13 protein-coding genes are annotated in these 13939 nt (G+C 34.9%); 5 read left to right on the top strand and 8 right to left on the bottom strand.

What is annotated here, in order from left to right; genetic code table 11:
* Positions 1-23: 23 nt before the first annotated feature.
* Genes OM075_RS07705 through OM075_RS07715 form a run of 3 tightly spaced genes read right to left on the bottom strand, consistent with a single transcriptional unit; the run spans position 24 to position 3338 of the window.
* Positions 24-278 carry a hypothetical protein gene (locus OM075_RS07705; protein ID WP_301189912.1) on the bottom strand — a complete coding sequence of 85 codons (255 nt, stop codon included), beginning with the start codon at positions 276-278 and terminating at the stop codon, positions 24-26.
* A 12-nt stretch (positions 279-290) separates the two neighbouring features.
* Positions 291-2759, bottom strand: coding sequence for a bifunctional UDP-N-acetylmuramoyl-tripeptide:D-alanyl-D-alanine ligase/alanine racemase (locus tag OM075_RS07710; RefSeq protein WP_301189913.1), 2469 nt, complete (start codon positions 2757-2759; stop codon positions 291-293).
* Positions 2760-2762: 3 nt separating this feature from the next.
* Positions 2763-3338, bottom strand: a complete 576-nt coding sequence (locus OM075_RS07715; protein WP_301189914.1) for a thymidine kinase — start codon at positions 3336-3338, stop codon at positions 2763-2765.
* A gap of 258 nt (positions 3339-3596) precedes the next feature.
* Here OM075_RS07715 and OM075_RS07720 point away from each other — a divergent pair, with 258 nt between their 5' ends.
* The 4 genes from OM075_RS07720 (at position 3597) to OM075_RS07735 (ending at position 6962) form a co-directional block, all read left to right on the top strand.
* Entirely contained in the window at positions 3597-4454 is an 858-nt protein-coding gene (locus tag OM075_RS07720) for a DUF8457 domain-containing protein (RefSeq protein ID WP_301189915.1), read from the top strand.
* Between the two features lie 21 nt (positions 4455-4475).
* Positions 4476-5198: a 16S rRNA (cytidine(1402)-2'-O)-methyltransferase gene (gene rsmI, locus OM075_RS07725; RefSeq protein ID WP_301189916.1), complete on the top strand. Its 723-nt coding sequence runs from the start codon at positions 4476-4478 to the stop codon at positions 5196-5198.
* A 64-nt stretch (positions 5199-5262) separates the two neighbouring features.
* A complete protein-coding gene (locus OM075_RS07730; RefSeq protein WP_301189917.1) occupies positions 5263-6138 on the top strand; it encodes a Cbp1 family collagen-binding glycoprotein adhesin in 876 nt (291 codons plus the stop codon).
* 128 nt (positions 6139-6266) lie between these two features.
* On the top strand, positions 6267-6962 hold the full coding sequence (locus tag OM075_RS07735) for a YjjG family noncanonical pyrimidine nucleotidase (protein ID WP_301189918.1): 696 nt from the start codon (positions 6267-6269) through the stop codon (positions 6960-6962).
* Positions 6963-7057: 95 nt separating this feature from the next.
* Here the strand turns inward: OM075_RS07735 and OM075_RS07740 are convergent, their stop codons facing one another.
* Positions 7058-7780 carry a peroxiredoxin gene (locus OM075_RS07740; RefSeq protein WP_301189919.1) on the bottom strand — a complete coding sequence of 241 codons (723 nt, stop codon included), beginning with the start codon at positions 7778-7780 and terminating at the stop codon, positions 7058-7060.
* A 199-nt stretch (positions 7781-7979) separates the two neighbouring features.
* On the bottom strand, positions 7980-9548 hold the full coding sequence (gene dnaB, locus OM075_RS07745) for a replicative DNA helicase (RefSeq protein ID WP_301189920.1): 1569 nt from the start codon (positions 9546-9548) through the stop codon (positions 7980-7982).
* Positions 9549-9838: 290 nt separating this feature from the next.
* Between dnaB and ispE the strand changes: the two genes are divergently transcribed.
* Positions 9839-10651 carry a 4-(cytidine 5'-diphospho)-2-C-methyl-D-erythritol kinase gene (gene ispE, locus OM075_RS07750; protein WP_301189921.1) on the top strand — a complete coding sequence of 271 codons (813 nt, stop codon included), beginning with the start codon at positions 9839-9841 and terminating at the stop codon, positions 10649-10651.
* Positions 10652-10708: 57 nt separating this feature from the next.
* Here the strand turns inward: ispE and OM075_RS07755 are convergent, their stop codons facing one another.
* The 3 genes from OM075_RS07755 to OM075_RS07765 all read right to left on the bottom strand — a co-directional run bounded on the left by OM075_RS07755 (position 10709) and on the right by OM075_RS07765 (position 13852).
* Positions 10709-11029 (bottom strand): biotin/lipoyl-containing protein, encoded by a 321-nt coding sequence (locus tag OM075_RS07755; RefSeq protein ID WP_301189922.1) that lies wholly within the window; start codon positions 11027-11029, stop codon positions 10709-10711.
* Between the two features lie 12 nt (positions 11030-11041).
* Positions 11042-12586, bottom strand: coding sequence for an acyl-CoA carboxylase subunit beta (locus OM075_RS07760; protein ID WP_301189923.1), 1545 nt, complete (start codon positions 12584-12586; stop codon positions 11042-11044).
* A 171-nt stretch (positions 12587-12757) separates the two neighbouring features.
* Positions 12758-13852 (bottom strand): LptF/LptG family permease, encoded by a 1095-nt coding sequence (locus OM075_RS07765; RefSeq protein ID WP_301189924.1) that lies wholly within the window; start codon positions 13850-13852, stop codon positions 12758-12760.
* Between the last annotated feature and the right edge of the window lie 87 nt (positions 13853-13939).

Below are 13939 nucleotides of genomic sequence, written 5' to 3' on the forward strand. Positions count from 1 at the left end.
AGACTAAAGCATCCTTCAGAAAATTACTTCACTTTTACTAAATCCCGTATTTCAAAGTCATATTTAGTCTCAAAATCAATCTTTAACGAATCAAATTCTTCATCCAAAACAAACTTATATCCGGGAACCTTATCCTTAGGTTTATCTTGTTTTCCCTTATATTTTTTAAAGTATGATTTTATGATTTTACAATCATCCCGCTCAATAGCAACCAAACATTCCAAACGTTGGTTTTCATACATTTCATAATCGCTTTTTATTGTTCTAAGCACAGTCATAACCACTTTCTTTTACTCGTAATAATATATTCTTTTCACCCTTCTGCTAATGCTGGTAAATATCTCGTAAGGAATCGTTCCTAAAGCTTTTGCCAAATCACTTACCGGCTGTGCTGGTCCAAAAATCTGAACTTCATCTCCCTCTTTGGCATTTAAACCTGTAACATCAATCATACACATATCCATACAAATATTGCCAATTATTGGCGCCAACTGATTGTTCACCATCATCTTTCCCACTCCATTACCTAGTTTTCTATTCAACCCATCAGCATAACCAACCGGAACTACCGCAATATCCGAGTCGTAAGCCAATTCACCTCTTCGCCCGTAACCAATCGTTTCATGAGCTTTAACTTCTCTGATTTGTGAGATATAAGATTTAAAGCTGGTAACATTCTTTAATTTTTTATGACCTTCAACTCCTATTCCATACATTCCAATGCCAACTCTAACCATGTCAAATTGAGATTCGGTAAAACGCAAAATCCCGGCTGTGTTCAGAATATGCCGGATAAAAGAATACCCTAAAGCTTCTTTCAACTCCTGCGTAACCCGATCAAATGTATTTATCTGAGTTTTTGTAAAATCATCAAATTGAACCTCATCTGAACCTACCAAATGAGAAAAAACAGATCTTACCCTAATTTCATTAAGATCTCTCAAAACCTCTTTTAACTGATCTATTTCTGAGGTCATAAATCCAAGACGATTCATTCCTGTATCTACCTTGATGTGAACAGGATATTGAGTTAACCCTTCATTCCTAAGTACATCTATAAACTGATTCAGCACCTTAAAACTATATATTTCAGGCTCCAGCTGATGTTCAATCATTGCGGGAAAACTTTTCACTTCAGGATTCATCACAATAATTGGTAATGAAACTCCGGATTTGCGAAGTTCAATTCCTTCATCGGCAAAAGCAACGCCCAGATAATCTACTTTTTGATGCTGTAATACATTTGCTATTTCAAAGGACCCACTGCCATAACTAAAAGCCTTCACCATGGCTAAAATCTTAGTTGTGTCTTTTAGTTTTGAACGAAAATAATTCAGGTTGTCAACTAAAGCATTCAAATTAATTTCCAGTCTGGTTTGATGATGCTTCTTTTCCAAAAAATCACTTACCTGCTCAAACTCAAAATTTCGGGAACCTTTAATTAAAATAGCTTCATTTTTAAATGTATTGTGCGATATCGAATCCAGTAATTCCGCTGTTGTGTTATAAAAAGATGCCTCCAAATCGAATAGCTGAGCATTATTTTTCAACACCTCACCTACTCCTATTAATCTTGAAATACCCTTTTTCTTTAACAAGTCATTTATCTGACGACACAAAACTTCTGATTCGATGCCACTCTGATAGATATCTGAAAGAATTAAAGTTCTTACCGTGTTACTTTTTCTACTTTGCTGAATTAAAAAATCAAGCGAAAGTCCCAATGACGAAATATCGGAATTATAAGAGTCGTTTACTAAAATGCAGTTGTTAACGCCCTCTTTCAACTCCATACGCATAGCTACAGGAACCAGTTTTTTAACTGCCGACTCCATATACTTTAAGTCATAGCCCAAATACAGCAGAACTGCTATTGCATGCATGGCATTTTCAAATGAAACCTCGTCAATAAAAGGTAATTCGAGTGAGCATGTTTTATTATTCCATTTTAATTCAACCTGAGAAGAAGATGATGCCACAACTTTCTTAACAATCTGCAATTCGTTATTAAGGTTAGTTCCCCATCTCAAGACATTTTTATGAGGATACATCTTACTAATTCCCTCCTCAACAAAAGGAACTTCTGTAGAAAATACTATAATTTCACTGTTAGCAAACAGCTTTAATTTTTCATTCAATTTCTCTTTACGAGAAGCAAAATTCTCCTGATGAGCTGCACCAATATTCGTAATTAAGCCAATGGTTGGTTCAATAACTGAGGCAATACGCTCCATTTCACCCATTTGAGATATTCCTGCTTCAAAAACAGCTACTTCAGTATTTTTATTCAGTTGCCAAACCGACAATGGAACACCTATCTGACTATTATAACTTTTAGGAGAGCGCACTAAAACTTTAGAATTTCCTATTAATTGCGAAATCCACTCCTTAACAATCGTTTTACCATTACTTCCCGTAACACCAATAACGGGACAGTGATACAAATGCCTTTTCTCAGCTACCAGCCTTTGAAAGCATTCTAATGTGTTATCTGCGATGATATAATTTGCATCAGCCAGTTTTTCATCAATAGCATAATGTTCATCCACCATAAAACATCTTACACCTTGCTGATATAAGGATGAAATATAATCATGTCCATTATGATTCCCTCCTGTTATGGCAATAAACAAAGACTTTTCAGGATAAGAAACAGACCGACTATCTGTGATAATATAAGATATTTCCAGATCATTATTTATAATTGTTTTAGCCATAGCCCATTCCGAAATACGACTAAATAAATAAGATTGCATCATCTTTTAGTTTTTTAACTTTGAATAACAAGCCCTGCAAAGCGGTTCATACTCCACTTTCTCACCTAACATCACCAACTTTTCTTCACTTGACAAACGATGAGAAAAATGAGCTAAGTCGCCACATTTCATACATACTGCATGTACTTTAGTTACATATTCAGCTACAGCCATTAACTGTGGCATGGGCCCAAACGGAATCCCTTTAAAGTCCATATCCAAACCAGCAATGATAACACGCACGCCCTGATTGGCTAGTTTTTGACACACCTCAGTTAAACCATGATCAAAAAACTGTGCCTCATCAATTCCAATCACATCCACATTTCCACTCAAAAGCAAAATATTTCCGGATGTTTCAACAGGCGTTGATAAAATAGAATTGGAATCATGCGACACAACCTCATCATTACTGTATCTTACGTCAATATGAGGCTTAAAGATTTCTACTCTTTGCCGGGCAATTTTAGCTCTTTTTAATCTTCGTAGTAACTCTTCTGTTTTACCAGAGAACATTGAGCCGGCAATTACTTCAATCCATCCATGCCTTCTTTCGCTATTTAACTTATTTTCAAGAAACATGCTCTATTTTAGGTTATTTGACAAAAGATAAAAGACTGTCTATTATATTTTAATATATTTTCTTGATACTTTTGTCTGAGAACTTATACTATATTTTGCAACTAACTTTGCAAAGTAAGTAAAAAAGCTTTTGTTTTGATATAATTAGGAGACGAACATGAAACGAGCCAATAAATTTGATCATCCAAATTCACAATCAAAAGGATAATTAAATTTAATGGAGCGCTCCGTCTGGCCGATTAAAATAAATTTATACAGATGAATAAAGAAGCATTACTAAACATTATTTTAAGCGACATTAATGAAGTGGAGACCTTGTTAAAATCATTTCAAGGTTCAGAGGAAATTCCGGCTGCTTTTATTGATCTTACTGAAAGAAAAATGACTCATGTTATAGAAGAGTTCGCCTTATTGAAATCGCTTACCCAAAATCCATCACCATCAAAACCTCATACAACAGTAGTAGAACAAAAAGCTGAGCCTGTTATTGTAGAAACTAAAGAAACTCAAGTTGAAGCACCTGCAACACCGGACATAAAAGAAGAAAAAGTTGTTGTTGTTGAAGAATTAAAAGAGGAACAACCACAAATTATAGAACCAGTTCCTGTTGTTACTGAAGATACTAATCCAATAGTTGAAGAAAAAATAATTACTGAAGTTACAACTGAAGAAGTAAAAGCTCCTGTTGAAAAAGTAGAGATTGAAGAAGAGGTTATCATAACCGCTAAGTCTGAAATTATTGAAACACCGGCTCCTGAACCTAAAAAAGAGGAAGTAAAAGAAGACACAGCAAAAACACTGGGGGAATCTTTGATTGGCGAAAAGAAATCGGTCAATGATTTAATTGCAAACAACAAAGAATCCAAGCTTCAGCAAACCTTAATGGGAAAACCTGTTGCCGATTTAACAAAAAGTCTGGGACTTAATGATCGATTTATGTTTCAGCGCGAATTATTTGAAGGCAAGGCTGATGTTATGAAACAAACATTACTTCAATTAAATGAAATGCCAGATTTTAACACTGCACAGGCATTTATATCATCAAACTTTAGTTGGGATAACGAACAGGAAGCCACGCAAGCTTTTTACAGTTATATCAAAAGAAAATATTATTAGACAAAGAAACCCATTTACCTGATGGCGAAATTATATATCATTCCAACTCCAATTGGAAATCTCGAAGACATGACCCTTCGTGCCTTAAGAATACTAAAAGAAGTAGACTTTATTTTAGCTGAAGATACTCGTAAAACAGGCTTTTTACTAAAGCACTTTGAAATTGAAGCCAAAATGTATTCTCACCATAAATTCAATGAACACAAAACATCAGAGATGATTGTGCAGAGAATAATGGCAGGAGAAAACTGTGCTTTAGTTTCTGACGCTGGAACTCCTGCTATTTCTGATCCAGGATATCTATTGGTTAAACATGCTGTTGATGAAGGAGTGGATGTGGAGTGTCTTCCGGGAGCAACAGCCTTTGTTCCGGCGCTGGTAAACTCTGGATTACCTAACGAGCGTTTTTGCTTTGAAGGCTTTTTACCGCAAAAAAAAGGACGTCAAAAGAGACTTCAGGCTATTGAAACTGAAACAAGAACAATGATCTTCTACGAGTCTCCATTCAGACTGGTAAAAATGCTTGAACAACTAGCTGAAGTTTTAGGTGAAGATAGAAAGGCATCCGTTTCGAGAGAGTTAACAAAGATTCACGAAGAGAATGCCAGGGGAACATTAAAAGAGCTGATTGACCATTTTAATAGCAAAACAGTAAAAGGCGAAATTGTAATTATTGTAGATGGATTGCACGAAAAAGTTGAACGTAAGAAAGGAAATAAGTACAAAGATATGGATGATGAATAAAAATAAAATCTTATTATTATAGATTGAAATAATCATAAACAATTAACACACAACACAATTTATTATGAAAAAAATACTTTTTTCACTAGTCTTAGCCGCAGGTTTTATAGCTTGTAACGGGCCTTCTTCAACAAAAAAATTAACCCAACAAAATGATTCATTACTGGTTGCCAATGCCGAAAAAGACAAATACTTAAATGATTTAGCCGGCTCTCTGGTTGCCATTGATGAGAATTTGCAGGCCATTAAAGAAAAAGAAAATCTTATTCAGGTAAATATGGGTACTCCTGAAGCTAATTCTGATCAGATTCAGGATAAAATCAATAACGATATTCAGGATATTTACAATTTAATGCTTGCCAATAAGGAGAGAATTGCAGAATTAGAACAACAGATTAAAAAATCAGGTTCTGACAATAAAAACCTTACCAATCTTGTTACACGGTTAAACAAGCAACTCAAAGACAAAAGCGTTGAAATCATTGAACTTAGAGAGCTATTAAACACAAAAAACATTGAAATAGCTTCATTAAACTTTACAGTAGAAGGCATGAGTCAGGTAATTGATTCTATCCGCAGATCTAACGAAAGAACACAAGCAGTATTAGACTCAACTACTATCGAATTGTACTCTGGCTATTATGCATTTGGAACAAAAAAGGAACTAAGAGAGCATAATGTGATTTCAAACGAAGGACTACCTATCATTGGAAAACAAAAAGTACTGACAGAGGATTTTAATGAAGATTACTTTACTAAAGTTGACATCCGTGAGGTGGAGGATATTCCTTTATTTCGTCCTAAGTATAAAATTTTAACCAACCATCCGGAAGGTTCCTACGAAATATTAAATGGAGAAGAGGATACAAAAACCATTAAAATTTTGAATAAAGAAGATTTTTGGAGTATTTCCAGATTCCTGGTAGTTCAAGTAAACTAAAATGTTTTTTACAATAATATTTAAACTCCGCTAAATGCGGAGTTTTTCATTTAAAAGCATTAGTCTTTCTTAAAAAAGGACGGTATCATACAAGTTTATAAATACCTTTGCACAAAATAAACTTCATAATGAATAAATACAGTCATATATTTTTTGATTTAGATCACACACTTTGGGATTTTGAAACAAATTCAATTCAAACGCTTGAAGAACTGTTTGCCAAATACCATCTCAATAATAGCTTTGATAGTTTCAACCAGTTCTATGAAAGATATGAGGCTCACAATGAACAATTGTGGGTATTGTACCGGGAAGGAAAAATCAATAAAGAAAGACTAAATTTTGATCGTTTTTATACTCCTTTTTCAGAGGTTGGCATTAAGGATGAAAGTATTGCAGCGCATTTTTGTAAAGACTATATTACAGTTAGTCCTACTAAAACAGCACTTATGCCCAATGCTATAGAAGTATTGACAGAATTAAAAAAGTGGCACAAACTTCACGTCATTACCAATGGATTTAAAGAAGTTCAATTTATTAAACTCAAAAACAGCAATCTGGAGCATTTCTTCTCTAAAATATTCATTTCTGAAACCATAGGTGCATCTAAACCTAAAACGGCTTTTTTTGAATATGCTATAAAAAGTGCAAACGCAAGAAAAAACGAATGCCTAGTTGTTGGCGATAATCTTGATACAGATATTGATGGTGCAATCAATTTCAAACTGGATTATGTATTTTTTAATCCAAACAAAACGCCTCACAACAGAGAGTTGATGCACGAAATAAGCGACTTAAAAGAAATTCTAGAGATTGTGAAATAAAATCTTCGTTTCAATAAATCATAAAAAAAACGAATAAAAAAAGGATTGAATAGTAGAACCTTCAATCCTTTTTTTGCTTTAACAAACCTGGTAATTTATTTTTTTAATACTTTATTTAGAACCATATCCTTATCTAACTTTTTAGTACAAAAAAACCAGTCTTTACATTCGTCCACATTACTATCATTACCTTCCATACGATCTTTTGCTGCACCACAAGAACCAGCTGGAGATATGATAACATCATCACCAGCTCTCCAATCAGCAGGAGTTGCCACACCAAATTCGTCAGCAGTTTTTAAAGCAATAATAACACGATATAATTCATCAAAATTACGCCCCAGACTCAATGGATAATATATAATCGTACGAATTATACCCATAGGATCAATAAAGAACACAGCTCTAACTGCCTTTGTTGTATCCTCATTTGGCTGTATCATACCATATGCTTTAGCCACGTTCATAGTAATATCTTCAATCAAAGGAAAATTTACTTCAACATCCTTCATTCCTCGATATTCTATTTTCTCTTTAATTGTTCGAAGCCATGCAATATGACTGTATAATCCATCAACCGATAGTCCAACCAATTTACAGTTAGCCTCAGCAAATTTATCTTCCATTGATGCAAAAGTCATAAACTCAGAAGTACATACTGGCGTAAAATCTGCAGGGTGACTAAATAATATAACCCAACTACCCTTATAATCAGATGGGAAATTTATTTCTCCTTGTGTAGTAACAGCTTTAAATTCGGGTGCAGGATCTCCAATTCTTGGCATACTTACCACTTGTTGCTCTTGAGTATTGTCCATATCTGTTAATATTTAAGGTTAAACATAAAAGCAAATCAAGTAACTATTTCAATACTGATAATCAGTTATAATTCACCCAATAAAATTAACCCTAAATGAATTAAAAGTCCAGATATATTGAGAATATTATCATTATATAAAACAAGAAACCCTGCACAAAAAATCATGCAGGGCTCATATGTTGAATATCTTTTATCCATTAAAACGGAACATCATTATCAAAAGGAGTTGGAGGTCCATCAGGGTAATTTGGTAATCCAAAATCATTACCCGCAGGTTGCTGAGCAAAACCACCATCTGTTGATTCATTCATTTTAGAGCCGTAAGTTACAGACTGTCCGCCCTGATCCATTCCTAAATCATCTCCAAATACACCAGTATCAGGATTTTCAAAACGAGCTAATTCACCACGGAACCTCAAACGAACATCTCCTGTGGCACCGTTACGATGTTTTGCAATAATAATCTCACCCATTCCTATCAGTGAATTACCTTGTTCATCCTCGGTAATTTTATAATATTCCGGACGGTGAATAAAACACACCATATCGGCATCCTGCTCAATCGCTCCCGATTCCCTCAAGTCAGATAGCTGAGGTCTTTTTCCTTCTGCTCCCGCACGCCCTTCAACACCACGATTCAGCTGCGATAAGGCAATAATAGGAATATTTAATTCTTTTGCCAATCCTTTTAACGATCGTGAAATCATACTCACCTCTTCCTGACGTGAACCTGGATTCATACCGTTAGCATTCATCAGCTGAAGGTAATCGATGATTACAACTTGTATATCGTGCTGTTTTTTTAATCTTCGACATTTTGCTCTCAGTTCAAAAACCGATAAACCGGGGGTATCATCCACAAAGATAGGAGCATCAATTAAGTTCTGAATTTTATGATCCAGTTGCTCCCACTCATAACTTGCCAGGTTACCTTTTTTAATCTTCTCTGCCGGAAGTTCAGTTTCTGATACAATCAAACGATTCACCAGCTGAACATTACCCATCTCAAGTGAGAACACTGCTACTCCCTGATTAAACTGAAGTGCCATATTCCGGGCCATAGATAATACAAAAGCTGTCTTACCCATCGCAGGACGGGCAGCAATAACAATCATATCAGTCTTCTGCCATCCGGAAGTAATTCTATCCAACTCTGTAAATCCGGAAGGAACACCACTCAATCCATCACTACGCTGAGAGGCTTCTTTAATCATTGCAATAGCCTCATCAATCACCGGATTAATTTGAGTAACATCTTTTTTCATGTTACCCTGACTCAATTTAAAGAAAGCACTTTCTGATTCATCCAATAAATCATCAACATCAATACCTTCATCATAAGCCTTGGTTTGAATTTCTGAGCTTATTTTAATTACCTCTCTCTGAAGATATTTTTGCCAGATAATTCGCGCGTGATATTCAATGTGAGCTGCGGATGCAACTCTACCTGTTAATTGAGTGATAAAGAAAGCCCCACCAATCTCTTCTAACTGACCTACTTTTCGAAGCTCCTCAGTAACAGTAAGCATATCTACCGGATATTCTTTACTATACAAATTCTGAATCGCTGCATAAATCTTCTGATGAGCTTCCTTATAAAAGCACTCAGGTTTTAGCAATTCCCCAACACTTGTAAAAGCTTCTTTCTCCAACATCAATGCACCCAGAACCGCCTCTTCTAATTCCAACACCTGTGGTGGCATCTTGCCCACCTCTAAATCTACACTTGGTACCTTTTTGTTTGAATAATTCCTTTTTTGTGCCATAACCTGTAATTCTTTTTTTCAAAGGGAGGACAAAGTTAATTAGTTTTTGCTATAATATATCACGATTAGCCACCCCATTCATCAAAAAAATTCATCTATAAATCCTTGTTCTTGATTCTCAATACACACCATGAAAATTAAATTTTGATGTGCCTTTATACTATGCCATGATGCTTAAATAATGGAGTTGTTTTACCATAGACAAAGATTATTTCATCCAACCTTAAACTTAAATTTGAAGACTTTAATATCTTTGAGCAATTTTAAAAATCTCACATTATTATATTTCTATGATCTGTTTTCCCAATGCAAAAATAAACATCGGTCTTCATGTCACTGAAAAACGACCTGATGGCTATCATAATCTTGAAACGCTGTTTTATCCAACAAAATTATATGATGTTATTGAAATCATAGAAAATAAATCCGGTGATGAGCCTTATTTGTGGAGTAGTAGCGGAATTGCTATTGATGGAAATGCTGAATCAAACCTTTGCATTAAGGCATTACTTTTGCTAAAACAAGATTTCGATATTCCTCCTGTAAAAATACATTTACACAAAGTGATTCCATTTGGTGCCGGTTTGGGTGGCGGCTCTGCAGATGCTGCATTTACACTTACCACATTAAACGAAATGTTTCAATTAAAAATCTCTGATGAAAAACTAATTAGTTATGCAGCAAAACTGGGTGCTGATTGTGCTTTTTTCATCCTTAACACACCATGTATTGCAACTGGCATTGGAGATATTTTACAACCTGTTTCTTTAAATTTAAAAGATAAATACCTCATGCTGATTAAACCCGATATTCATATCTCAACTCCTGAAGCTTACAGTGGAATCAAACCCGCATTTCCGGATATGAGTTTAACAGAAAAATTAAGTCAACCTATTAAAGACTGGAAAGATACTGTTGTTAATGACTTTGAAGCGTCGGTTTTCCCTAACCATCCTGGCATAAAAGAAATAAAGGATAAACTTTATAACTCCGGTGCTACCTATGCTGCAATGACAGGAAGTGGAGCGGCAGTTTTTGGAATTTTTAATGAGAAACCAAAGGTACTGTTTCCCGAATATTTTAATTGGATTGAAAAAATATAAGACATAAAAAAGGCCCTGAAGTATCAGGGCCTTTATATTTAATTGTTTCGAATAATATTACTCTTCAATAACAACCATCAATTCGTTTTTTGGAATTTTATCGCCTTCCTTAACACAAATCTCTTTTACTGTACCATCAAATGGCATAGCAATTTGATTTTGCATTTTCATAGCTTCTAAAACCAATAACGACTCTCCTTCTTTCACCTTATCTCCAACCTTTACGTTTATTTTAATAATCGTTCCAGGTATATACGATTTAATTTCGTTTGGATCTGGTGCTTGCCAGGCTTTTCTGTTGGCATACTTTTTAGTAACTTTAGTCTGGTACTCCATTGTATGTACCCTAAATCCAACCAATTCTTCTTTATCGCTCATTATCAGCTGTTTTTAAAATGGAGGAATACCATGTTTTTTGTCTGGATGTACAATATCTTTTCCTTCAGACACCTCAAGAGCATGTAATAAAATATTACGTGTTTCATTTGGCTCAATAACAGAATCGATATATCCTTTTGCTGCAGCCACATATGGGTTAGCAAATTTCTCTCTGTACTCCTGAACTTTAAGTTTACGCATTTCTTCAGGATTTTCAGCAGCATCAATTTCTTTCTTAAAGATGATATTAGCTGCACCTTCAGGACCCATTACTGCGATTTCTGCAGTTGGCCATGCAAACATAAAGTCAGCACCTAAGTGACGAGAGTTCATAGCGATATAACCACCACCATAAGCTTTACGAAGAATTACAGTAATTTTTGGCACTGTAGCTTCAGAGTAAGCATAAAGAACTTTTGCTCCGTGACGAATCACACCTGCATGCTCCTGATCTGCTCCAGGTAAGTAACCTGGCATATCCTCAAGAGTTACAATTGGAATATTAAATGAGTCACAGTAACGAATAAAACGAGCTGCTTTATCTGAACTATCACAATCTAATACACCGGCAAGTACCATAGGCTGGTTAGCTACAAAACCAATAGTTTGACCATTTAAACGACCAAAACCAATTACGATGTTTGCAGCAAACAACTCCTGAATTTCAAAGAAATCACCATCATCAACAATTCCTTTAATAACATCACGTACATCATAAGGGTTACGTGGGTCAGATGGAATAAGGTCTTCAATATTACCTTTATACAATGGTTCTTTTGGAGGGAATTCTTTAGCTTTTTTAGAGTTATTCCAAGGGATAAATGTGATCAGCTTTTTAATTTGCTCAAAACATTCCTGCTCACTATTTGCAAAGAAATGGGCGTTACCTGTAGTTTCTGCGTGAACACGGGCTCCACCTAGTTCTTCCATTGAAATTTCTTCACCAAGAACTGTTTTTATTACACCAGGTCCTGTGATAAACATTTTAGAAATGTTATCAACCACAAATACAAAGTCAGTTAATGCAGGAGAATAAACTGCTCCTCCGGCACAAGGACCTAAGATTACTGAAATTTGTGGAATAACTCCTGATGCAATTGTGTTTCTGTAAAAGATCTCACCGTAACCGGCAAGTGAATTTACACCTTCCTGAATACGAGCACCACCTGAATCGTTAATACCGATCAAAGGCACGCGCATTTTTAACGCATGGTCCATGATTTTTGTGATCTTACGAGCGTGCATTAGCCCTAAAGATCCTCCCGCTACAGTAAAATCCTGTGCGAACACACAAATAGGTGCTCCGTAGATTGTTCCTGTACCGATAATCACACCGTCACCATGAAGCTGCTTTTTGTCCATACCGAAGTCTTTAGCTTCGTGCTCAACAAAAAGATCATACTCTGTAAAAGAATCTTGATCAAGAATGGCAAGAATACGCTCACGGGCAGTCATTTTACCCATGGCCACTTGTTTTTCGATGGCTTTTTCACCACCACCCATTTCAACCTTCTCTTTTCTTTTACGAAGATCAAGGATGTGTTTTTTCAATGACATAATTAAACATTTTTAATTAACCTAATACAAATCAATGTCATAACACAGACAAAGTTTGCGAATTTCTGGGTATATAATAATTAGAAAATTATTTTTCAAAAACCGCACAAAGAACCGAAATAAAAAACGGATATGCAACAGGTTAGCTAATTATTTAACCTTTTACCAATTTTACTTAGGTGCTTTGAAATATAAATACACGCCAATTATTGCAAACACAATATTGGGCAACCACACGGCCAGTAAAGGATTCATATTACCATTAATAGCAAAAGTTGTTGATATGGTCATGAATAAAATATATCCAAAACTCAATCCTAAACCAACTCCAATATGTAAACCAATTCCGCCTCTAACTTTACGGGAGGCCAATGACACTCCAATCAATGTTAAAATAAATGCTGAAAATGGGTTGGCAAACCTTTTATAATACTCAATAATAAACGGCTTAACAGATCCAACTCCCTTTTGCGTTTGAACATCAATATATCTACTTAGCTCTGTATAAGTCATTGTTTCAAACCAATTATGCTCTGATTTAAAATCTTCTGGGGTCATATTAAAAACGGTATCCAGCTTACTTCCTTCCCGAATACTAATTCTATTATCACCTATAAAATCTTTAATCATATAGTTTGACAACTCCCACTTTTTTTCATCTTCCAGATACTTAATGGTTTTAGCTGTTAATTTCGATTTCATTTCAGTGCCTTCAAACCTTTCTGCACTAAATTTACTTCCTTTATTACTATAGCTATAAAAGCGTCCCATATATATAAATACGCCAGGTTCAAGCTGAAAGTGAATTTCTTTTAAACCGGTATCCTTTTTGCTCTTTTTTACATAAGTACTTTCAAACTCCAATCTTGTTTGGTTGGATGGAGGAATAACATATCCCCCTAAAAGAAAGGAAAATACAGCTATTATAAATGCAGAAACAAAATAAGGAAACATCAGCCGCTTGAAGCTTACTCCACTTGATAAAATGGCGATAATCTCCGTATCATAAGCCATTTTTGAGGTAAAAAAGATTACCGCAATAAATACAAATAACGGAGAAAATAAATTGGCAAAGTATGGAATAAAACTAAAATAATAATCGAAGATAATAGCTTGAACGGGTGCTCCATTTTCTAAGAAATTATCAATTTTCTCTGTGATATCAAATACTACAGCAATACTGATAATTAATAGAATTGCAAAAAAATAAGTACCTAAAAATTTACGAATAATGTACCTATCAAGCCTTTGTATAGCGCCTCTCATAAAAGTGGTATATTCTAATATAGATTACAAAAGAACAAAAATATAATGAACTATGCTACTTATTTGTGTAACAATAAAATAGTCATC

The sequence above is a fragment of the Plebeiibacterium sediminum genome (assembly GCF_026013605.1).
Lineage (GTDB): Bacteria > Bacteroidota > Bacteroidia > Bacteroidales > Marinilabiliaceae > Saccharicrinis > Saccharicrinis sediminus.